The organism is Microvirga arabica (assembly GCF_016811235.1).
Classification (GTDB): Bacteria; Pseudomonadota; Alphaproteobacteria; order Rhizobiales; family Beijerinckiaceae; genus Microvirga; species Microvirga arabica.
Genome location: NZ_JAFBID010000001.1, coordinates 40,909 through 61,291, shown reverse-complemented (window position 1 = coordinate 61,291; position 20,383 = coordinate 40,909). Strand labels below are relative to the sequence as shown.

Here is a 20,383-nt window from a genome sequence, read left to right as displayed (position 1 = left end):
CATGACCGCGCCGGTTACGCCGACCCTGCTTTATCTTGACAATGTCACCGTCTCGTTCGACGGCTTCCGTGCGCTGAACGCGCTGTCGCTCGCCATCGACCACGCGGAGATGCGCGCCATCATCGGCCCCAACGGGGCCGGCAAGACAACCATGATGGATGTGATCACCGGGAAGACGCAGCCCAACGAGGGCACGGCTCTGTTCGAGGGCACCCACGATCTCACCGCTCTCGACGAGGCGGCCATCGCCGAACTCGGTATCGGTCGCAAGTTCCAGACTCCAACCGTTTTCGAGATGCATACGGTCGAGGACAACCTGCTTCTCGCTCTGAAGAACAAGCGCGGGCCTCTCGCGACCCTGCTCTCGCGCCGCGCTAACCAGGAGAGGGAGAGGATCGACGCTCTCCTGGAACGGGTGCGCCTCACGGCTCAGCGCCATCGCAGAGCGGGCGAGCTGTCCCACGGGCAGAAGCAATGGCTCGAGATCGGGATGCTGCTGGCCCAAGAGCCGAAGCTCCTGCTGATCGACGAGCCGGCCGCCGGCATGACGGATCAGGAAACTGCCGACACCGCCGACCTTCTCCGCGACATCGCCAAGAGCAAGGCCGTGATCGTGGTCGAGCACGACATGACCTTCGTGCGCGATCTCGGCGTGAAAGTCACGTGCTTGCACGAAGGGTCCGTGCTGGCCGAGGGATCGCTCGATGCGGTGAGCGCAAATGAGCGCGTGGTGGAAGTCTATTTGGGTCGATGACAATGCTTGCAGTCGAAAACCTGTCTCTCCATTACGGGGCCGCCCAAGCCCTGCGAGGTGTGTCCGTCGGCGCGGCGGTAGGGGAGGTCACATGCGTGCTCGGCCGCAACGGCGTGGGAAAGACGTCACTGCTCCGCGCCATAGCAGGCCACCGGCCGATCTCCGGCGGCAGCATTCTTTTCGAGGGACAAAACATCGCTCGCCTGAAACCTTTCGAGCGTGCAGCCCGCGGCATCGCTTATGTGCCTCAAGGGCGCGAGATCTTTCCGCTCCTGACTGTGAGGGAGAACCTCGAAACGGGATTTGCCCCCTTGAAGCGCGGCTCACGGCAGATCCCAGAGGAGGTGTTCGAGCTTTTCCCGGTGCTCAAGTCCATGCTGGGGCGGCGGGGCGGCGACCTGTCGGGAGGGCAGCAGCAGCAGCTCGCCATCGGTCGGGCACTGGTGATGCGTCCGCGTCTCCTCGTGCTCGACGAACCCACTGAAGGCATTCAGCCGTCGATCATTAAGGATATCGGTCGCGCCATCTCTTACCTGCGCGGGCGCAAGGACATGGCGATCCTGCTCGTCGAGCAGTATTTCGACTTTGCCCGTGAACTGGCTGACCGCTTCGTAGTGATGGAGCGTGGCGAGATCGTTCAGCATGGCGACCGAGCAGCGCTGGAGGGGAACGATGTTCGTCAGCGCCTTGCCATTTGACGGCGCTCCGGCGCAGCGCCAGCGGGCGGTCGGCCGGGTTTCATTTGCTGCGACCGCACTGAACGGGCGGACAAGGCCGATGCGCATCGAGGAAAGCGGTTCCATGCGCATCCGCCTCCCGAAGGGAGAAGGTGCGGGGCTCGACGCGGTGCTCGTCAACACGGCCGGCGGTATTGCCTGCGGAGACCGTTTCTCCGTTGAGGTCGAGTCGCAGGCGGATGCCTTCGTGACGGTGGCGACGCCTGCCGCGGAGAAGGTCTATCGCTCGGACGGGCCGGTCTCCAATCTGACGGTGAAGCTCACCGCAGGAGCGAGGGGAAGGCTCGATTGGATCCCGCAGGAGACGATCCTGTTCGATGAGGCGAGACTCGATCGGCAGCTTGATGCAAATGTTGCCGAAGATGGGCGTCTGACCCTGCTGGAGGCGGTCGTCTTCGGGCGTGAGGCGAGGGCGGAACGCATTGTCGATGGATTGTTCATCGACCGCTGGCGCATTAGCCGAGGATCGCGGCTCATTTATGCCGACACGCTGCGGCTCGACGGGCCGATTGCCGAGCTGCTGCAGAAGCCCGTCGTTGGCAACGGCGCCCGCGCCCTAGCGACCTTGATTCACGTGGCGCCGGATGCCGAGGATCGCCTGGAGTCGGTGCGCGAACAGCTGCCCTCCAGGCATGGCTGCGATGCGGCGGCGAGCGCCTGGAACGGCCTTCTCGCCGTGCGCTTCTGCGCGGTCTCCATCGAGGCGCTACGGGCCGCCATCTGCCCGTTTCTCCTCGCCTTTCGTGGCGAGCCCCTGCCTCGCGTCTGGCTCAGCTAGGATTTTGGAATGCAACTGACACCTCGCGAAAAAGACAAGCTCCTGATCGCCATGGCGGCCATGGTGGCACGCCGCCGCCTTGAGCGTGGCGTGAAGCTCAATCACCCCGAAGCAATTGCCCTCATCACCGACGCGGTGGTGGAGGGTGCGCGGGACGGGCGATCCGTCGCCGAGCTGATGGAGGCAGGTGCGCATGTCGTCTCCGCCGACCAGGTGATGGAGGGTGTCGCGGAGATGATCCACGACGTTCAGGTCGAGGCGACTTTCCCCGATGGCACCAAGCTCGTCACCGTGCACCATCCCATCCGGGGTGCAGCCTCCACGGATATCCCTGGTGAGGTCATGGCCCAGGACGGCGAGATCGTCCTCAACGAAGGCGCGGAGCGAACCGTGCTGACGGTGGCAAACACGGGCGACCGCCCAATCCAGGTCGGGAGCCACTACCACTTCTTCGAGACCAATCCGGCCCTGTCCTTCGAGCGCGAGAAGGCGCGCGGCATGCGGCTTGATATTGCGCCCGGCACGGCGGTGCGGTTCGAGCCGGGCTCCACGCGGGAGGTCGTTCTGGTGCCCTTGTCCGGAAAGCGAGAGGTCTACGGCTTCCGCCAGGGCGTGATGGGGGCATTGTGATGACGAGTGAAAGAAAGCCTGCCTCACTCCCGCGCGCAGCCTATGCCGACATGTTCGGCCCGACCAAAGGCGACAGGATCAGGCTCGCCGACACCTCGCTTGTCATTGAGGTCGAGAAGGACTTCACGACCTATGGTGAGGAAGTGAAGTTCGGCGGGGGCAAGGTCATTCGGGATGGGATGGGGCAGGGACAGACGACCCGTGCCGAGGGCGCGGTCGACACCGTCATCACTAACGCGGTCATTCTCGATCATTGGGGCATCGTCAAAGGCGACATCGGCATTCGGGGCGGACGGATCACCGGGATCGGCAAGGCTGGCAATCCGGACGTGCAGCCGAATGTCGACATCATCATCGGCCCGGGCACCGAGATCATCGCCGGCGAGGGCAAGATCGTCACGGCGGGCGGCTTCGACTCCCATATCCACTTCATCTGCCCGCAGCAGATCGAGGAGGCGCTGATGTCGGGCATCACCACGATGCTCGGCGGCGGCACGGGGCCGGCCACCGGCACCTTCGCCACCACCTGCACGCCGGGACCGTGGCATATCGCCCGCATGATCGAGGCAGCGGACGCCTTTCCCATGAACCTGGCCTTTACGGGCAAGGGCAATGCCTCGCAGCCCGGTGCACTGGAGGAGATGATCCAAGCCGGCGCCTGCGCCCTCAAGCTCCACGAAGACTGGGGCACCACGCCTGCGGCCATTGATTGCTGCCTGTCTGTGGCCGATGCCTATGATGTGCAGGTGATGATCCATACCGACACGCTCAACGAGTCCGGCTTCGTGGAGGACACGATTGCCGCCTTCAAGGGACGCACGATCCACGCCTTTCACACGGAAGGGGCGGGCGGCGGTCACGCTCCGGACATCATCAAGGTGGCCGGGCTTCCCAACGTGCTGCCGTCGTCCACAAATCCGACGCGGCCGTATACGGTCAACACCATCGACGAGCATCTCGACATGCTCATGGTCTGCCATCATCTCGACCCGTCGATCCCCGAGGATCTGGCCTTTGCCGAGAGCCGCATCCGCAAGGAGACCATCGCGGCCGAGGACATCCTTCACGACATCGGAGCGCTCTCGATGATGTCTTCCGACAGCCAGGCCATGGGCCGCGTGGGCGAGGTCATCATCCGCACCTGGCAGACCGCTCACAAGATGAAGGTGCAGCGCGGGCCGCTGCCCGGCGAAACCGGCGACAACGACAACCTGCGTGTTCGGCGCTATGTGGCGAAGTACACGATCAACCCCGCCATCGCCCACGGCGTGTCGCGGCATATCGGTTCCGTCGAGGCCGGAAAGCTCGCCGATCTCGTGGTCTGGACGCCGGCCTTCTTCGGCGTGAAGCCCGATCTCGTCATCAAGGGCGGGGCCATTGCGGCGGCACTCATGGGTGATCCGAACGCCTCCATCCCGACGCCGCAGCCGGTGCATTACCGTCCGATGTTCGGGGCCTATGGACGGGCACTGGCGGCGACCTCCCTCACATTCGTGTCCAGGGCCGCCGTCGAGAATGGGCTTGCAGGAAGGCTGGGTGTCCAAAAGCAGCTTGTCGCCGTCGAGAACGTTCGCGGCGGCATCGGCAAGAAGGACATGGTGCTGAACGGTGCCACGCCGGTGATCGAGGTCGACCCGGAGACCTATGATGTCCGCGCTGACGGCGAACTTCTGGTCTGCGAGCCGGCCACAATCCTCCCCATGGCACAACGATACTTCCTGTTCTGATCATGATCCGCGCCACATCCATCATCCGTCGCGACGCCGTCGCTTCCGACCACGTCGTCGACATCATCACCCTCGACCACGGCGACCGACACAGACGTCGCATCCTGCTGTATGCCGATGGCGGCACGGCCTTCCTGCTCGACCTCGACAGGGCCGACGTGCTGGAGGACGGAGACGCCATTCGCCTCGACAGCGGCTGGCTCGTTGAGGTGAAGGCAGCGACTGAGAAGCTCATCGAGGTCTCGACCGAAAATCCGCTCGATCTCCTCACCCTGGCTTGGCACATCGGCAACCGGCACGTGCCGGCGGAAATCAGCAGGAAGGCGATCTACATCGCCTACGATCATGTGCTGCTCGAGATGCTGCATGGGCTCGGCGCCAGGACGGAGATCGTCGAGCGTCCGTTCCGTCCGGTGCGGGGCGCTTACCATCAGCACGAGCACGGCGGCCATTCCGGCCATCCCCATGGACACGGCCATGGATGATGCGCTCCTGCTGCAAGTTGTGGAGAAAGACCAGGGCATCCTGCCGCTGTTCGCCTGGCTGTCCCCGTCCTACCCGGTCGGCTCCTATGCCTATTCCCACACGCTGGAATGGGCAGTCGAAACAGGGGACGTGGCGGACGAGGAGGCGCTCGTTGCATGGCTAGGGGATCAGATGACGTTCGGCTTCGGCCGCAACGACGCGATCCTGCTGAGCCACGCCTACCGGGCCCTGGAGGCAGGCCATGAGGCCGCGCTCGTGAACGTCAACGAATTCGCCCTAGCGCTCTCCCCCTCCGCCGAGTTGTACCTGGAGACGAGCCAGCAGGGGCGCAGCTTCCTCGACGCGACCCTCGCCGCCTGGCCTGCTCCGCGCTTGCTCGATTTGGACGGCGAGGTGGCATTCCCTATTGCCATTGGCATGGCGGCTGCGGCGCATCGCATTCCTCTGCCGCTCACCCTGAGCGCCTATCTCTTCGGGCTCGTGCAAACGCTCGTCTCGGCAGCCATTCGCCTCGCGCCCATCGGGCAGACAGCCGGCACACGTGTCTGCGCCGCGTTGACTCAGACCGTGCAGGAGGTCGCACAGGAAGCCATCGGCTTATCGCTGGATGATATCGGCGGCGCAACATTCCGGGCCGACCTCGGCTCCTTCCACCATGAAAACCAATATACGAGGCTTTTCCGCTCATGAAATCTCATACAGGACCTCTTCGCGTCGGCATCGGTGGGCCGGTTGGCTCCGGCAAAACCGCCTTGATGGAGGCGCTCTGCAAGATCTTCCGTGACCGCTACGACATCTGTGCTATCACCAACGACATCTACACCAAGGAGGACGCGCGCCTCCTGACAGTTGCCGACGCACTTCCGGTCGAACGCATCATGGGCGTGGAGACAGGCGGTTGCCCACACACGGCGATCCGGGAGGACGCGTCGATCAACCTCGCGGCCATTGCGACCATGCGCAAACGCTTTCCGAAGCTCGACATCGTTCTGGTGGAGTCCGGCGGCGACAACCTGGCGGCAACCTTCTCGCCCGAACTCGCTGATTTGACGATCTATGTCATCGATGTCGCAGGCGGCGAAAAGATCCCCCGCAAGGGCGGTCCGGGCATCACCCGTTCGGATCTTTTGGTAGTGAACAAGATCGATCTTGCGCCCTATGTCGGCGCTGATCTTGCCATCATGGAGCAGGACACGAAGCGCATGCGCGGCCAGCGCCCCTATGTCTTTAGCAACATCCGTGGCGGTATCGGCGTCGACGCCATCGCGCAATTCATTGAACGAGCCGGCGGCCTCGCCGCGGCCGCCTGACAGGAGCATCCCATGAGATTGAAGCATTCCCTTCTTGTCGTTCCCGTGATGGGGATGGCCGTGCCGGCCCTTGCCCATACGGGGGGCCATGCCGCTTCAGGTCTAGTCGACGGTTTCGCGCATCCCTTTGGGGGGCTTGACCACCTGCTGGCCATGGTAGCCGTCGGTCTCTTCGCGGCCGCGCTCGGTGGGCGGGCTCGCTGGGCCGTTCCGGCGACCTTCGCCTCCATGATGCTCGTCGGCGGCATTATAGGCTTCATGAGCATTGAAATTCCCGCCGTCGAGACGGGCATTGCCTTTTCGGTGATAGTCTTCGGCGCAGTTCTGGCTACCGGGACCCGCTGCGTCATCTCCGTTGCCATGATGCTGGCCGGAATATTTGCCATCTTCCACGGCCACGCCCATGGAGCCGAGATGCCGATGGAAGCCGCAGCAGGCCTTTATTGTCTCGGCTTTGCCTCGGCGACCATCCTTCTGCATGGGGTGGGCCTCGCAGTAGGCACTGCCCTCAGTCACCGGCAGATGATCCACCGCTGGGCAGGTGCGGGCATCAGCATTGCAGGCCTAGTTCTGTCGCTGAGTTGAGGCTGGCGATTAGCGGCGCGGGTATTCATACAAGCTACAGCCAACCGGCACAGATTACGTGAGCAATCCCGACGCAGAGGTGCACCTCTGCGTCGGAAAGTCAGCTACTGGCACACTACAGATTTTGCCCAGAGCTCCGCTCTCGGGTTGAATGCAGTCGTTAGTCAAATCGACCGCACAGGCAACCGCTTGTCGCCCACAACCGGACTTGCTGGTTTTCAGGCGGAGAACAGAGGCAAGTTGGTGCCGGAAGAGCCCTCTTTGGATCTAGAGAATGCCTGCCAGGGAATGGCTTCCGCCGAATTGGTACAAAAATTCCGGCACTTAAAGTTAGAGGCCTTGAAGAAAAAAGCTATCTATTTTCAGAGACTTAGATAATGGCGGAGGGAGCGGGACACTCTGCCAATACTGTCCGAATGCCTTAGAATCCAAGGTTTCTCCGCCTGTGCGGCCCTGGTTGACTACATGATGATGTACAATTCGAGCCGCCGGCGTCAAGTCGTGGGTGAAATTTCGCCGGGACGTTCTGGCCTTTTGTCATTTTGACATTGGCGTCGTGCGGGCCGGAAAGCCCGCCCCCAATGTCCGCGGGTCTGATCCCGAACGATGCAAGGTCCTGAGCGGCAGGCGCCCCTGTTGAGACCGCATCCTCCCCGAGGACAGGTTCGCCCAGAGTGCCTCCGGCAGATGCCCACCTTGGCTCCCGGAGTGTGGGGTGCTGCCACCACGATTGACAGCAGGGCTGGCCGGGGATCACTCTTCGAGGGTGGGGGCACGCCACAAGGACGGCTGCCATGGACACTTTCGACCACATCCTGAACTGGAAGCTGAAACAGGGCTCGCACGCGTTCCCGGGCCAGGACGGCGGCACCTGCATCAACGAAGCGGCTATCGTCGCAGCGGGTTTTCCATACCGTCGCGTCAGGTCTGTGCAGGACATGCCGGACTGCTTCTCGCGCCCGATATGTGCGCTGGCGATGCAACTGAACGATGAAGCCACCGATGAGGAGCGCCAGTCCCTGCTGCCCTTCGTCATCCGCTTGGCCTGCGCCGACATCGCAGAGGTCGAGCGAGAGCGGGATGTCTACATCACAACGCGCCTGAGATTTGGTCTTTCCGGGACCGTATCGGAATCCTAGAGGGCGCGCTGGCGATCGGGCGGCAGGCTGATGGGCCGGCGCCTGAGGAGGTGAGGACACGCATGGCTGCCGTTCAGCGGAACGCAGCAACACCCACCTCGGTGGCCGACCATCCCATGTTCGCCAAGATCAAGAGCTGGTTCGGTGCGGCGAAGACGAAGGAACCGGCGGACTGACTGTCACCGCCTTCGGTCGGCGAGCGAAAGGATCCTGGGTATGGGATGTACCCTGGGACAAGTCATGCTGAACCGGCAGGAGCGCTGATTCACTTGACCGCCGGATGGCAGGAGCGGGGTGACGTCTATGTCCAGTAACGTCATGCAGGCGATAGGCCCCGCTCCTGGTAGCCGGGGCAAATCCGAGGTGCGCGGCTTGCGCTGGCCCGGCAAACAAGCATCAAGATTCATAGGGGCATCTGCAAGAAGTCTCACCGTTGTGGAGTATAGTTTGCAGATCGTCTTGCCAGTATAGAGTGAATTCATCGCCTGGCATCGGCCAGACTGGAGTCAAGCGTGAGTCGTCAGGACGGCGAAAAATAAATATTCGCTCTGCGGCTTGACTCGATTTGCTTGGCTTTTCGATTCGCTTGATCCGGCCGACCGGTGGAAAGCGGGATTAGCATTAATCATTTCTTGCTGACCGACTCCACACGCAACACCGAATCGGCCATCACTCGGATGTTGCGACACAGTGGTGTTCACAACGACCGACAGCTTGAGCCGCCAGACCATCAGCGCTTCCGACAGGTCCTCGCAAGACCGACCTCCGGAAGCTTGCCGCGTTGGTGCTCAGGACCATCGGTGACGGGATCGGTGACGGCGCAAGAGAGCGCCTTCGGTCTCGTCGGGCTGTGATCATCCGCGACGGCGCAACCCTCTTCGAACAGGAGAAGACCGTGAACTAAGGCCAGGCAAAACAAAAGGCCCACGAAGCTGGAAACTTCGAGGGCCTTTGGAGTCACCGAGGGATCGGCGACAGGAATGTTTTGAGCGACTTCCTTATGCCATCCCGACAAGCTGTGTGTCAAGAACATCGGTTTCGGTGAACGCTCCCGTTTTGCCCTCAACATGGAGGGTGCGATGCAGCTTGCATCGTCAGGAGGCCGGCGGCTGAGACATGCCGCTCTGGCCGCGAGAAAGTTCGTGCTGGAATCCGGACGAACCGTGACACGAAAAGAGCTCTCGGCGGCGGCTCGCGATGCCGCGAAGGCACTCCGCCTGAGCGCGCCACAACGGCTGGTCCTGAGCCAGCTTGTCGTCTGCTGGGGCGAGCACGACATCGACCGGCTGCTCGTCTGGCCGTCCAACCAGCGGCTGACAACAGCCACCGGATTATCCGAGCGGTCGATCCGCAATGCCGTCCGCGCCTTGATCGAACTCCAACTGCTGCTCCCGAAGGACTCCCCGAATGGCAAGCGCTACGCCGTCCGGGACAAGCAGGGAAATGTCATTGATGCCTTCGGCTTCGATGTGACGCCGCTTTATGCGCGCCGGGGCGAGTGGGCTGCCACCACCGCCGCGCAACGGCAGATGAAGGAACTCCTGAAACGCTCCTTCGACGAAATCACAATCTGCCGTCGCGCCACGGAAGAGGCGCTGCATGCCCTTGCTCGAGACCACCAATCCGTCGATCGCGCCGATCTCGAGAAGCGTCTCGCTGTGTTGAAGGCCCGCACCCCGAAACGCTCCGGGACCACGCTACCGGCCGGGCTCGCCGATGCCTGGAGCGAGATGAGACAACTCGCTGAGGAAGCGTTTTATCAGGCAAGCTGTGACGGCACGACATTCCGGCACATTGAGGCAGAGAAAGAATCCTCTAGTGAGACTTGTTACAAGGGCGACCAGAACGACGCTGAACCAGCCGCCTACGATACGCCGCCGTCTCATCTGCCGCTGCCGGCCCTGGTCGTCGAAGCCTGCCCCGTCATCGATGGTTATGCCCATCCCATCCGGGATACGGCCGATCTCGTGGCGGCAGGAAGCTTCCTGCGCGCATGCCTGGGAACACACCCCAGCGCCTGGACGGAAGCGGTGGAGGAGCTTGGTGCTATCCGCGCCGCAACGGCCGTAATCTATGTCCTGCAACGCCACGAAGACGATGTCAGAAGCGGCAGAAACAGCATTCGAAATCCCGGAGGATACTTCCGGTCGATGGTGCGCCTGATCAAGAACGCTGAGATCGACCTTCAGGCCGAACTGCTCACCCTGCGCAGGCACAAGCTCGCTCAACAGGATGGAGGCGCCTTGCCGCGGCACGGGCGGTGCGATGCGTACCGTCCCGACCACGGGCCACAGACCGATCATCTCCCTCGCGACCGAGCGGGGACCGGCGCCAGCGGGATCTTCATGCGAAGGGCATTCGCACAGGGCAGCAGGTGCGTTGCAGTTTGAGGGGCGGCCGGGTTCATGTTAGCGGGATGATGGCGAAACCGAAGACTTTGCAGAAGGACAATCCTGATGGAAATCGGACTCTACACCTTCGGTGACGTGGGCGCCGATCCCGTGACGGGACACCGGATCGGCCCGGCCGAGCGCCTGCGCAACCTCGTGGAGGAGATCGTCCTTGCCGATCAAGTGGGCCTCGACGTGTCCGGCCTCGGTGAGCACCACCGGCCCGACTATGCCGTCTCGGCACCAGCCGTCGCGCTGGCCGCGGCGGCGACGCAGACCAAGCACATTCGCCTGACAAGTGCCGTCACGGTGCTGAGCTCCGACGACCCGGTCCGGGTGTTCCAACAGTTCGCTACCCTCGACAATCTCAGCCAGGGCCGGGCCGAGATCATGGCCGGCCGCGGCTCCTTCATCGAGTCGTTTCCGCTCTTCGGCTACGATCTCGACGATTACGACACGCTCTTTGCCGAGAAGCTGCAGCTTCTCATGCAGCTCAACGAGGGCGAGCGCATCACCTGGCCCGGCGGGCGGCATACGCCCCCGATCACGGATCGTGGTGTTTACCCACGTCCCTGTCAGGACAAGCTGCCGATCTGGATCGCCGTGGGCGGCACGCCTCAGTCCGTCGCACGGGCCGGGGTGCTCGCGCTGCCGCTTGCCCTGGCCATCATCGGCGGCGAGCCGGCCCGTTTTGCACCCCTTTTCGACCTGTACCGGCAGGCCGCCCAGCGGGCCGGCCACGATCCCGCAACCCTGAAGACATCCATCAACGTGCACGGCTTCGTCGCCGATACCACCCAGGAGGCTGCCGACACCTTCTATGCCCCGCAGGCGGAGGTGATGAACCGGATTGGGCGGGAGCGCGGCTGGCCGCCGACGAGCCGCCAGCAGTTCGACGCGGCCAGGGGACCGCGCGGTGCGCTGTTCGTCGGAAGCCCTGCCGAGGTCACGGACAAGATCCTGGCCGCGCATGAGATCTTCCGGTTCGACCGCTTCCTGATCCAGATGGCCATCGGCGTGATGGACCACGTCAAGCTGATGCGCGCAATCGAAGTCTTGGGGACGAAGGTTGCGCCGGAAGTTCGCAAGGCCGTCGCCTCAGGGTGACGGGATCCGTGGGCGGCTCTCCTGATCAGGCGGTCATCCGAGCCATGCATCAATGAAGCTTAATCATCTGGGCCCGGAGTTCTCATATCTCGGTCCTCGCGGAGAGGGACATTCAGAGTTGATGCACAAGGTGGTCATTCACAAAGCTGGCGGTTACGAGCAACTGAAGCTCGAGACCCACCCCGTGCCAAACCCGGGCGATCATCAGGTCCTGATCCGCACCGAGGCGGTGGGCGTGAACTACGCTGATATCTGCGTGCGGTGGGGCGTGTACGAGTCTGCGCGCCGGTACGTGGGCTGGCCGATCACACCGGGCTTCGAATATGTCGGTCGGGTGGAGGAGGTTGGCCGCGAGGTCGCTCATGTGAAGCCGGGCGATCCGGTGTTCGGGTTGACCTTCTTCGACGGCTATTCCACCCATGTCTGTGCCCCGGCCGATCTCGTCTGGCCCAAGCCCGAAGCGCTGAACTTCGAAGCCGCCGCGGGTTTCCTCGCGGTCCATCTCACGGCCTATCATGGCCTGCTGCAGAACGTGGTGATCCGGCCCGGCATGAGGGTGCTCGTGCATTCGGCCGCCGGCGGAGTCGGGTCGGCCCTCGTCCAGTTATGCAAGCTGCACGATCTGCACGTGACCGGCGTGGTGGGCGCCAGCCACAAGGTCGAGCATATGCGCCAACTCGGCGCTGACGCCGTCATCGACAAGGCCACTCAATCGCTCTGGGATGAAGCCCGGCGCCTATGCCCTGATGGCTATGACCTGGTCTTCGATGCGAACGGCCCCGAAACCCTGGCGCAGAGCTATGCGCATTTGCGCCCGACCGGGAAGCTGCTGGTCTACGGCTTTCACACCCTGCTGCCCAAGCAGGGCGGGCGCATCAATTATCTCAAGGCCGCTCTCGGCCTGCTGAGGATGCCACGGTTCAATCCCTTGACGATGACAACCGAGAACAAAGGTGTGGTGGCGTTCAATCTGTCGTTTCTGTTTGGCCGCACCGACCTTCTGCGGGCTGCCGTGAACGACCTGACAGCCTGGGTGGAACAAGGCAAAATTGCCGTGCCCAAGGTCCGTTCCTTCGCGCTGGCGGACGTGGCTCAGGCTCATCGCGCTCTGGAGTCAGGCGAGACCACGGGCAAGCTGGTCCTGCGAACAGCGCCAGCCTCATGAGCGGCGCTCTCCCCATCCCACCTGAGCTCCTTGAACAGGCTCTCGCCAGGCTCAAACGGCTCTTGCACAAAACGTCGTCTTGATCCGCAGCGATCTCAGGACTATGGCAGATCGACTGCCTGGCACTCTTGATCCTGAATCATGAGCCGGCCCGGACCCGAAGTCCTCTCAGAGACCACCCTGACGGACCAGGAGCAATACCATCGGTCAGGTCCGTGACAGGATGCGGCAACCACCGGCCGCATCCCGCCAGCCACCGGAAGCCGCGTCAGGACAACCTTAAGGGACGCACCGCCGCATCACCCGCGCGAGACGCTGCGAGAACGCCTTCGCGTCGGCCGGCAACTCCCCGTCCAGGATCCGCGCCTCGTCCAGCAGCAGGTGAGCAGCGTCCTCGCGCAGAGACTGCTGGTCCTCGCCCAGGTTGGCCAGGGCCACGACGAGGTCATGGCGTGGATTGATCTCCAGAACGGGTTTGGCCGCGGACGTCAGCTGACCCGCGCGGGCGAGAAGCCGCTCGAGCTGGCGGTCCATGCCGGTCTCAGGCGCCACGAGGCAGACGGCGCTCTCCGTCAGACGCTCGGAGGCGCGGACATCGGCCACGGCCTCGCCCAGGGTGGCCTTCACGGATTGGATGAAGCCCGTCATCGCCTCCGTGGCCGGTGCGCCCGCATTCTCCTGGGCCTCGAGCAGCGGGATCTGGGCCAGGTCGGCCCCGCCCTGGGTCACCGACTTGAACGGCTTGCCTTCGTAATCGACGCCGGCCGTGACCCAGAAACTGTCGACCGCATCGGGCAGCAGCAGCACCTCGATGCCGCGGGCCCGGAATCCTTCGAGCTGCGGCGAGGTCTCGAGCCGGGCGAGATCCGTCCCCGTCACGTAGTAGATGGCCGTCTGGTTCTCCTTAAGCGAGCCGACATAATCCTTGAGCGAGCGCCACCCGCCACCGGACGCGGTGGTCTTGAACCGGCCCAGTCCCAGCAAGGTCGAGCGCCGCTCGAAATCCTCGTAGAGCCCTTCCTTCAACACCGGGCCGAAGATCTCCCAGACCTTGGTGTAGGCTTGCGGCTCGTTCTGCGCGAGCTTCTCGAGTTCGCTGAGCACGCGGCTGGTCACGCCCTTCTTGATGGCAGCGAGAAGCGGGCTCTCCTGGATCATCTCGCGCGAGACGTTGAGCGGCAGGTCGGCCGAGTCGACCAGTCCGCGCACGAAGCGCAGGTAACGCGGCAGGAGCTCTGCCTCGTCGGTGATGAAGACCCGCTTCACATAGAGCTTCATCCGCCCGTGCCGGTCGGGATCGAACAGGTCGAATGGCGTGGAGCCCGGCACGAAGGCCAGCGCCGTGTATTCGTGGCGGCCTTCGGCCCGGAAATGCACCGTCAGCGCCGGCTCGTCGAACTGGCCGGCCACGCTGCGGTAGAAGTCGGTGTAGTCCTCAGGGGTGATCTCGGAGCGCGGCTTCACCCACAGAGCAGCGCCGTCGGCGACCTCCTGCGGCTCCGCTCCGGGCTTCTCGACAAGGGAGATGGGTACCGGAACATGGCCCGACTGCTCCTTCACGATGCGCTCGAGCCGGTAGCGCTCGGTGTAGGAGGCAGCATCCTCCATCAGGTGGAGGATCACCCGGGTGCCGCGGGCCGGGGCCTCGTCGACGGCTGCGGGAGCCACCGTGTAGGATCCCTTGCCGTCGGACGACCAGATCGTGGCCTCGTCGCTGCCGGCCCGGCGTGAGACGACATCGACCCGGTCGGCCACCATGAAGGCCGAGTAGAAGCCAACGCCGAACTGCCCGATGAGCTGAGCCCCTTCGCCGCCCTGGGCGGCCTGGATCCGGTCCATGAAGGCCCTGGTGCCCGAGCGCGCAATGGTGCCGAGCGCCTCGATCATCTCATCCCGGCTCATGCCGATGCCGTTGTCCTCGACGGTCAGGCGGCGGTTGTCGGCATTGATCAGCAGCGTGATCCGGGCTTTGGGATCATCGCCGAGCAGGGCGGGGTGGGAGATCGCCTCATAGCGCAGCTTCTCGCAGGCATCGGCCGCGTTCGAGATCAGTTCACGCAGGAAGACGTCCTTATCGGAATAGACCGAGTGCACCATCAGGTGCAGCAGCTTGGCGACATCGGCCTCGAACGTGTGGTTCTCTGGGGCGGGAGTGGTGTCAGCAGTCGTCATGGCGTGGGATGAACCTTGTTGCTCCGGCGGGCGATGAGATGGCCGTGAACGGTCAAGATTTCAAGTCTCCGGGTCAACCCGGATGGGCCAGCACCTCTGAGATGGTGGGCGCCGGCTAGCGTGCCGACCGGAACCGCTCGAAGGCGGTGATTCTCTGGCTGAAGGGCTCAACCTCGCGCCGGTAAACCTCGCGCCGCAGAAACGTGAGTTCGGCCTCAAAGGCCTCCTCGTCGACCTCCACCCACCAAGCCTTCGGTCGGCCGTCGGTGCCGTCGTTCCAGCGGTACCCGCGTGCCTTCAGCACATCCTTCATATCGAACGGACTGCCCTCGGCCCAGATGCGCACGAGCGCCTTTCGCGCCGAGGTCAGCAGATGCTCGAAGGGAAACCCAGCCCCGGAGGGGAGGGGGGAGGCCAGCACCTCGAGCAGGGCATGGCAGTCCTCGACGGCCCGGTGCCCCTGGTGGAACCAGCCGCACTGGGTCAGGAGGTACCCGAGCTTCGATCCTTCAAAGCCTAACCCGCTCCAGGCGATCTCGGAATGGGAGCAGGCCCAGGCCTTGAGCTGGAAGTCCTTCGACAGGCGCTCACAGAAGGGGCGATCGAAGCGGGCATTGTGCGCGATGATGAGATCTGCCGCTTCTATGAACCGCTCGACCGCCGCAAGATCAAGCACTTGGCCCGCAACCATTTCGGGCGTGATCCCGGTCAGGCGGGTGATCTCCGGGCCGATGGGCACGCTCGGCTCGCGCAAACCGTTGAACGTGCCGATCACCTCACCGATCCGGCCGTCCTCATCATACAGAAAGGCCACCATGCCGAGTTCGATCACCTCGTCCCGGGTGTGATCCAGGCCTGTGGTTTCGGTGTCGACGATGACGGCGATCTTCTCGTCCTGGCGACGCACACCCGAGACCACGATCGGACGGGGCTGCAAGCGGCGGAGGACACGGTAGTCGCCGGTGGCCTCCAGCATCCGGGCGGCGGTCTCATGATCGGGGGCTTTAAAGGACTCGCTGCGTTGCCTCGCCTTAATGACAATTTCATTGGCGGGGCTGGTCTCGATAGGACCCGGCGGTGCGTCGTAGTCCAAGAAAAGATCAGCCTGCCCTCGCATTCCCGCACCTTCCGCCCCGCCGATGGGCCAGGCGCACGCATGAGCCTGGCGGGGCAGACTAGCGGGATGCAGGTCGCCAGATCGTTAATGCGCGTGTGCCCGGTGGAGGCGCGCTGTTGAGAGCCCAGGGTCCGCCAAGTGCCAATTCGTCTTGTCGGTTATCAGTAACCTGATGCCAATATTCTGGGGGCTCCACAATACGGCCCGAGGTCCGTCAGGGTGACAGTGGCCCAACATATTCTTGGTACAGCCCGCAAGGTGCTCTCATCCGCTCTCGAGGGGAACTGCCGGGCTCTTCCGTGATCCACCTCAACGTATGCTCATTTCAACGTGTGGCGTTGTATCGCAACGGGCGGCGACCTTGAGGGACTGGGTCAGCCGCTTCAGCGTCGGATCATCAACCTCGCTTGTTACGGTCAGTCCCTTGTCCCGCTGGAACGCTTCGATGGCACGCCGCGTGCCTGGTCCAACGACCCTGTCAGCCGTCAAATTTCATAGCCGAGTTTCGGCAATGCTTTTTGAGCCGTGGCCGCAATCGCCTGTTTGGGATCAGGTGCCTTGCTCCCCACCGATCCCGTGGTGGAAACATCCCCATGCGCTTGAGATGCACGGTTGATCGCATCGCTTAGTTCCGGTTGCGCAAGCACGCGTTCGGACTGAGCCTGGCCACGGATATCCATGAGCCACCTGAGTTCTTCGCGGACGGCAGGAAGTTGAGCCTGCAACCGCTTCCACTCGCCGATTGTCGCCAGAGCCCGAGCCTGCTCCGACAGGAGGTCCAATTGGATCTGGCCGAGATTGGCCACTTGTGCACGCAGCCCACGCGCATGACTGCCGGCCGGGAAGGCACTTGTCAGAGTGGGCAGTTGCTCTTCGGGGGCCTCGCCACTATCAAGCAGATCCAGCATACGTCCCGGATGGCCTCGTGGCGGAGTGGTTACGCAGAGGACTGCAAATCCTTGCACCCCGGTTCGATTCCGGGCGAGGCCTCCACCTTCAGGACGAGCACCTGACACTCCGGCGATCATGGCGCGAAGTGAGGTGCGCTGAGATGTCCGCTTCCACCTCGATCTTGTATCGGGCTCCCCGCGTCGGCATATAAGGGACGGTTGAAGCAGAGCTTCTCAAAGAGGGGGATATGGACCCGCGCTATCCGCACCATTCGGGCGTCAAATTGATCCGGATGCCCCGCTGGGCCGCCGTTCTGGTGCTGATTGCCGCCGTCTCGCTGGGCCTCTTGCTGATGGTTCTGGCCGCCGGGCTCGCGCTGATCCTCATCCCTGCGGCCATCATCACCGTCATGATCCTGCGGTGGCGGCTTCGCCGCAGGATGGCGCAAGCGCCCCGAGCAGGGGAGATTATCGACGTCGAGTACCGCATCGTCGAGCGGGAGCGGTAATCGTCTTTTCCTGGACAGAATGGCTCGGGGCGCTGTCCAGGACCGGGAGCAGGGCGCCGTTAACCCGCTCAGCCGAATGTGCCGTCCGGCTCTTGTTTTCAGGGGCATGCAGTCCGATTTCATCGGGCCCAGACGGTGAAATCGATCCGATGACAGTTCATTTTCCCTTCGACAACACCTACACCCGCCTGCCGGAGCGCTTCTTCGCGCGCTTAACGCCGACCTCAGTTACGGCTCCGAGGCTCATCCGGCTGAACCGGGATCTCGCACTGCAACTCTGCCTTGATCCGGATCGCCTCTCCGGTCCCGAAGGGGTTACGCTTCTGTCCGGCAACCGCGTTCCGGATGCGGCAGAGCCCATTGCCATGGCCTATGCCGGGCACCAGTTCGGGCAGTTCGTGCCGCAACTCGGCGACGGCCGGGCCATCCTCCTCGGCGAAGTGGTTGATCAAAACGGTATCCGCCGCGACATTCAGCTCAAGGGTTCAGGGCCGACGCCGTTCTCGCGCCGTGGCGATGGACGGGCAGCGCTGGGGCCTGTCCTGCGTGAGTATCTCGTCAGCGAGGCGATGGCCGCGCTGGGGCTGCCGACAACGCGTGCGCTTGCCGCGGTGTTGACCGGGGAGACCGTTGTCCGGGAGACGCCACTTCCCGGCGCCGTTCTCACCCGGGTGGCGTCAAGCCATGTTCGGGTCGGCACGTTCCAGTTCTTCGCAGCGCGGCAGGATGTGGAGGGGCTGCGGCTTCTCGCGGACTACGTTATTGGCCGGCACTACCCACAGGCCGCCGAGAGCGACAGACCGTATCACGCGCTCCTGGATCAGGTGATCGCCGCCCAGGCAGACCTCATTGCCCGCTGGCTGCACATCGGCTTCATCCACGGGGTGATGAACACCGACAACATGTCCATCGCCGGGGAGACGATTGACTATGGCCCGTGCGCCTTCATGGATGCCTACGATCCGGCGACAGTCTTCAGCTCGATCGATCGGCAGGGCCGCTATGCCTATGGCAACCAGCCGCGCATCGGCCTCTGGAACCTGACGCGGCTTGCCGAGGCGCTTCTGCCGCTCCTGTCCGAGGACCAGGAGAAGGCCGTGAGTGAAGCGAGCGAGGCGCTCGAGGCGTTCTCGAGTAAGTTCGAGGTGGCCTATCACGCGGGGCTCAGACGCAAGCTCGGGCTGCTGACGGAGCGTGAAGACGATCCAACGCTTGCTGGGGATCTTCTGAAGGCCATGGCCGAGAACCAGGCCGACTTCACCCTGACCTTCCGGCGCTTAAGCGATGCCGCTGCCGGATCCGAAGCGGACGAGGCCGTCCGAAACCTCTTCATCAATCCGCTTGCTTACGATGCCTGGGCTGCCCGCTGGCGCGAGCGGCTGACCCAGGAGCCGCAGGACGCTGCAACCCGCCGGGCTGCCATGCGCGCCGTCAATCCAGCCTTTATCCCGCGCAATCATCGCGTGGAGGCCGTGATCCAAGCTGCGGTGGAGCGGGACGACTTTGGTCCCTTCGAGGAGCTTCTGATGGTTCTCTCGCAGCCCTATGAGGATCAGCCGGCGTTTGCGCACTACGCCGAACCGCCGGAGCCGCACCAGCGCGTCTATCGGACCTTCTGCGGGACCTGAGGCGGCAAAGGGCCTGCGCCGCGGGGAGCAGCCTTTGCCAGGTCGCCGATCCGGACCACGGATGCCACCGCAACCGGTGCTTCGTCCGCGAGACGCATCAGGCCGTCCTGGGACCGAAGCGCCTTGGATGCATCGCGAGACGGCGAGGGGAGATCAGGCCGACGCCACCAAGGGGAGCCCAGCGCATCCATCGGGTTTGAGACCCCCAGTGCCATTGGGCATGTGGGGTCAGGCCGAAGCGTCGGCCCTGCTCACCGACATCGACGCCGATCGGCACATCAAGGACGTCCTGACCCTCCCAGTCATGGCTATGGTACCGGATCTCCCGTCCGCAGTAAGGGCAACGTGACGCGAGGACCTTCCTGAACCGCCATGGACTGTCGGCAAGGTCGGGCAGAACCGCTCGCGCCCTGGCATAAGCGTCGCCATAACCGTGCATCGTCTGGACCGCCTCGAGGTCGAGCGGCATCCTCCGTAGCGTTTCTGCCCTGTAGGCAAGGAGGACAGTCTTTCGGCAGGTGCGATGCCAGCACTGGTCTTTGCGGAGAACCAGCATGAGGATCCCGTGCCGGCCGTTCCCAGACCAATGCAGTTGGCCGCTGAGCGCGCCGGAGACAAACTCAGGTATGCTCAGAGACAAGCCATCGATCTGCACCTGCGCCTCCGGCTGGCCGTGCTGATCGTTCCCGACCGTGGTTTTGAAGGCTGGCAAATGTGAGTCGGGCTCGCGCCAGTAGTGATGCATGGCCGCGGGCTCGTGAGCAACCAGCCAGAGGGCGCGAATGCCGGAAGCGGCATAGCGCTCCTGCCGTTGGCGGTAAGCTTCCTCGCCTTGGAGCTGAACCTGGGCCTCGACGGCGACGGTCCAGGCTTTCCCTGGCCGCCGGCACAGGACATCTGCCCGCCAGTCGCGGCCATCGGGCGTGGTTCCGGATTGCTCCGGGAGAGCCTCCCAGCCTGCGGCCCGGGCTCCAAGCAAGCTTTGAGCCTTGATGGAGAGATGGAGGTCGCTCTCCTTGGCCCCTGCAGACGTTTGCCCGGGAGGATGAGCGAAGAATCGTGTTCCGAGGCGTGAGACCTTGGGAATAGCCCGTCCTTTCCCATGAGGCATCCACACGTCGCGGTTACGCGTGGATCTCAGGTTCTCCCATTCGTGGTCGGACAGCAGAGGTGCAACGAGCGGCTCCCCCGAGTGGGTATAGGCGAGCAGTGGCATGACGCGGCTTGTATCACCTCAGGGAAATCGCAGGGCGTCGGCA

The 20,383-nt window shown here is 63.6% G+C and carries 20 protein-coding genes and 1 tRNA gene; 16 read left to right on the top strand and 5 right to left on the bottom strand.

Annotated elements, in window-relative coordinates; translation table 11 throughout:
- The first annotated feature begins 1 nt into the window (after position 1).
- The 13 genes from urtD (at position 2) to JQC81_RS00235 (ending at position 12,808) form a co-directional block, all read left to right on the top strand.
- Positions 2 to 754: an urea ABC transporter ATP-binding protein UrtD gene (urtD, locus tag JQC81_RS00295; RefSeq protein WP_203269722.1), complete on the top strand. Its 753-nt coding sequence runs from the start codon at positions 2 to 4 to the stop codon at positions 752 to 754.
- Positions 755 to 756: 2 nt separating this feature from the next.
- Positions 757 to 1,452 (top strand): urea ABC transporter ATP-binding subunit UrtE, encoded by a 696-nt coding sequence (gene urtE, locus JQC81_RS00290; protein ID WP_203269867.1) that lies wholly within the window; start codon positions 757 to 759, stop codon positions 1,450 to 1,452.
- The gene (locus tag JQC81_RS00285) at positions 1,427 to 2,269 is read left to right on the top strand and encodes an urease accessory protein UreD (protein ID WP_203269721.1); all 843 of its coding nucleotides are present in this window, start codon (positions 1,427 to 1,429) and stop codon (positions 2,267 to 2,269) included. The genes urtE and JQC81_RS00285 overlap by 26 nt, the downstream gene beginning before the upstream one ends.
- Positions 2,270 to 2,278: 9 nt before the next feature.
- Positions 2,279 to 2,899: an urease subunit gamma gene (locus JQC81_RS00280; RefSeq protein ID WP_203269720.1), complete on the top strand. Its 621-nt coding sequence runs from the start codon at positions 2,279 to 2,281 to the stop codon at positions 2,897 to 2,899.
- On the top strand, positions 2,899 to 4,626 hold the full coding sequence (gene ureC / locus JQC81_RS00275) for an urease subunit alpha (RefSeq protein ID WP_203269719.1): 1,728 nt from the start codon (positions 2,899 to 2,901) through the stop codon (positions 4,624 to 4,626). Before JQC81_RS00280 ends, ureC begins: the two co-directional genes overlap by 1 nt.
- 2 nt (positions 4,627 to 4,628) lie before the next feature.
- Positions 4,629 to 5,111 carry an urease accessory protein UreE gene (locus JQC81_RS00270; RefSeq protein ID WP_203269718.1) on the top strand — a complete coding sequence of 161 codons (483 nt, stop codon included), beginning with the start codon at positions 4,629 to 4,631 and terminating at the stop codon, positions 5,109 to 5,111.
- On the top strand, positions 5,104 to 5,802 hold the full coding sequence (locus JQC81_RS00265; RefSeq protein ID WP_203269717.1) for an urease accessory protein UreF: 699 nt from the start codon (positions 5,104 to 5,106) through the stop codon (positions 5,800 to 5,802). Before JQC81_RS00270 ends, JQC81_RS00265 begins: the two co-directional genes overlap by 8 nt.
- The gene (gene ureG, locus JQC81_RS00260) at positions 5,799 to 6,422 is read left to right on the top strand and encodes an urease accessory protein UreG (protein WP_203269716.1); all 624 of its coding nucleotides are present in this window, start codon (positions 5,799 to 5,801) and stop codon (positions 6,420 to 6,422) included. The genes JQC81_RS00265 and ureG overlap by 4 nt, the downstream gene beginning before the upstream one ends.
- Positions 6,423 to 6,434: 12 nt before the next feature.
- A complete protein-coding gene (locus tag JQC81_RS00255; RefSeq protein ID WP_246520096.1) occupies positions 6,435 to 7,007 on the top strand; it encodes a HupE/UreJ family protein in 573 nt (190 codons plus the stop codon).
- Between the two features lie 794 nt (positions 7,008 to 7,801).
- The gene (locus tag JQC81_RS00250; RefSeq protein WP_376772350.1) at positions 7,802 to 8,146 is read left to right on the top strand and encodes a hypothetical protein; all 345 of its coding nucleotides are present in this window, start codon (positions 7,802 to 7,804) and stop codon (positions 8,144 to 8,146) included.
- Between the two features lie 1,079 nt (positions 8,147 to 9,225).
- Complete coding sequence (gene repC / locus JQC81_RS00245) at positions 9,226 to 10,536, top strand: plasmid replication protein RepC (RefSeq protein ID WP_203269715.1); 1,311 nt, start codon at positions 9,226 to 9,228, stop codon at positions 10,534 to 10,536.
- 66 nt (positions 10,537 to 10,602) lie between these two features.
- Positions 10,603 to 11,643, top strand: a complete 1,041-nt coding sequence (locus JQC81_RS00240; protein ID WP_203269714.1) for an LLM class flavin-dependent oxidoreductase — start codon at positions 10,603 to 10,605, stop codon at positions 11,641 to 11,643.
- Between the two features lie 121 nt (positions 11,644 to 11,764).
- Entirely contained in the window at positions 11,765 to 12,808 is a 1,044-nt protein-coding gene (locus JQC81_RS00235) for a synaptic vesicle VAT-1 family membrane protein (protein WP_203269713.1), read from the top strand.
- 279 nt (positions 12,809 to 13,087) lie between these two features.
- Here the strand turns inward: JQC81_RS00235 and htpG are convergent, their stop codons facing one another.
- The 4 genes from htpG to JQC81_RS00215 form a co-directional block, all read right to left on the bottom strand.
- Positions 13,088 to 14,980, bottom strand: a complete 1,893-nt coding sequence (gene htpG, locus JQC81_RS00230) for a molecular chaperone HtpG (RefSeq protein ID WP_203269712.1) — start codon at positions 14,978 to 14,980, stop codon at positions 13,088 to 13,090.
- Between the two features lie 115 nt (positions 14,981 to 15,095).
- Positions 15,096 to 16,097 carry a 3'-5' exonuclease gene (locus tag JQC81_RS00225; protein WP_203269711.1) on the bottom strand — a complete coding sequence of 334 codons (1,002 nt, stop codon included), beginning with the start codon at positions 16,095 to 16,097 and terminating at the stop codon, positions 15,096 to 15,098.
- A 309-nt stretch (positions 16,098 to 16,406) separates the two neighbouring features.
- On the bottom strand, positions 16,407 to 16,586 hold the full coding sequence (locus JQC81_RS34230) for a peptidoglycan-binding domain-containing protein (protein WP_203269710.1): 180 nt from the start codon (positions 16,584 to 16,586) through the stop codon (positions 16,407 to 16,409).
- On the bottom strand, positions 16,583 to 17,005 hold the full coding sequence (locus JQC81_RS00215; RefSeq protein ID WP_203269709.1) for a hypothetical protein: 423 nt from the start codon (positions 17,003 to 17,005) through the stop codon (positions 16,583 to 16,585). The genes JQC81_RS34230 and JQC81_RS00215 overlap by 4 nt, the downstream gene beginning before the upstream one ends.
- An 11-nt stretch (positions 17,006 to 17,016) precedes the next feature.
- Between JQC81_RS00215 and JQC81_RS00210 the strand changes: the two genes are divergently transcribed.
- The 3 genes from JQC81_RS00210 (at position 17,017) to JQC81_RS00200 (ending at position 19,124) form a co-directional block, all read left to right on the top strand.
- Positions 17,017 to 17,090, top strand: a tRNA-Cys gene (locus JQC81_RS00210).
- Between the two features lie 145 nt (positions 17,091 to 17,235).
- Positions 17,236 to 17,496 carry a hypothetical protein gene (locus tag JQC81_RS00205; protein ID WP_203269708.1) on the top strand — a complete coding sequence of 87 codons (261 nt, stop codon included), beginning with the start codon at positions 17,236 to 17,238 and terminating at the stop codon, positions 17,494 to 17,496.
- Positions 17,497 to 17,645: 149 nt separating this feature from the next.
- A complete protein-coding gene (locus tag JQC81_RS00200; RefSeq protein ID WP_203269707.1) occupies positions 17,646 to 19,124 on the top strand; it encodes a protein adenylyltransferase SelO in 1,479 nt (492 codons plus the stop codon).
- A 97-nt stretch (positions 19,125 to 19,221) separates the two neighbouring features.
- On the opposite strand, the gene JQC81_RS00195 is transcribed toward JQC81_RS00200, so the two are convergent.
- Positions 19,222 to 20,340 (bottom strand): hypothetical protein, encoded by a 1,119-nt coding sequence (locus JQC81_RS00195; RefSeq protein ID WP_203269706.1) that lies wholly within the window; start codon positions 20,338 to 20,340, stop codon positions 19,222 to 19,224.
- Between the last annotated feature and the right edge of the window lie 43 nt (positions 20,341 to 20,383).

What these genes read in the sequence shown, in the direction of transcription:
- urtD (WP_203269722.1), top strand. Translation starts at nt 2, where the DNA reads ATGACCGCGCCGGTTACGCCGACCCTGCTTTATCTTGACAATGTCACC.
- urtE (WP_203269867.1), top strand. Translation starts at nt 757, where the DNA reads ATGCTTGCAGTCGAAAACCTGTCTCTCCATTACGGGGCCGCCCAAGCC.
- JQC81_RS00285 (WP_203269721.1), top strand. Translation starts at nt 1,427, where the DNA reads ATGTTCGTCAGCGCCTTGCCATTTGACGGCGCTCCGGCGCAGCGCCAG.
- JQC81_RS00280 (WP_203269720.1), top strand. Translation starts at nt 2,279, where the DNA reads ATGCAACTGACACCTCGCGAAAAAGACAAGCTCCTGATCGCCATGGCG.
- ureC (WP_203269719.1), top strand. Translation starts at nt 2,899, where the DNA reads ATGACGAGTGAAAGAAAGCCTGCCTCACTCCCGCGCGCAGCCTATGCC.
- JQC81_RS00270 (WP_203269718.1), top strand. Translation starts at nt 4,629, where the DNA reads ATGATCCGCGCCACATCCATCATCCGTCGCGACGCCGTCGCTTCCGAC.
- JQC81_RS00265 (WP_203269717.1), top strand. Translation starts at nt 5,104, where the DNA reads ATGGATGATGCGCTCCTGCTGCAAGTTGTGGAGAAAGACCAGGGCATC.
- ureG (WP_203269716.1), top strand. Translation starts at nt 5,799, where the DNA reads ATGAAATCTCATACAGGACCTCTTCGCGTCGGCATCGGTGGGCCGGTT.
- JQC81_RS00255 (WP_246520096.1), top strand. Translation starts at nt 6,435, where the DNA reads ATGAGATTGAAGCATTCCCTTCTTGTCGTTCCCGTGATGGGGATGGCC.
- JQC81_RS00250 (WP_376772350.1), top strand. Translation starts at nt 7,802, where the DNA reads ATGGACACTTTCGACCACATCCTGAACTGGAAGCTGAAACAGGGCTCG.
- repC (WP_203269715.1), top strand. Translation starts at nt 9,226, where the DNA reads ATGCAGCTTGCATCGTCAGGAGGCCGGCGGCTGAGACATGCCGCTCTG.
- JQC81_RS00240 (WP_203269714.1), top strand. Translation starts at nt 10,603, where the DNA reads ATGGAAATCGGACTCTACACCTTCGGTGACGTGGGCGCCGATCCCGTG.
- JQC81_RS00235 (WP_203269713.1), top strand. Translation starts at nt 11,765, where the DNA reads ATGCACAAGGTGGTCATTCACAAAGCTGGCGGTTACGAGCAACTGAAG.
- htpG (WP_203269712.1), bottom strand. Translation starts at nt 14,980, where the DNA reads ATGACGACTGCTGACACCACTCCCGCCCCAGAGAACCACACGTTCGAG.
- JQC81_RS00225 (WP_203269711.1), bottom strand. Translation starts at nt 16,097, where the DNA reads ATGCGAGGGCAGGCTGATCTTTTCTTGGACTACGACGCACCGCCGGGT.
- JQC81_RS00215 (WP_203269709.1), bottom strand. Translation starts at nt 17,005, where the DNA reads ATGCTGGATCTGCTTGATAGTGGCGAGGCCCCCGAAGAGCAACTGCCC.
- JQC81_RS00205 (WP_203269708.1), top strand. Translation starts at nt 17,236, where the DNA reads ATGGACCCGCGCTATCCGCACCATTCGGGCGTCAAATTGATCCGGATG.
- JQC81_RS00200 (WP_203269707.1), top strand. Translation starts at nt 17,646, where the DNA reads ATGACAGTTCATTTTCCCTTCGACAACACCTACACCCGCCTGCCGGAG.
- JQC81_RS00195 (WP_203269706.1), bottom strand. Translation starts at nt 20,340, where the DNA reads ATGCCACTGCTCGCCTATACCCACTCGGGGGAGCCGCTCGTTGCACCT.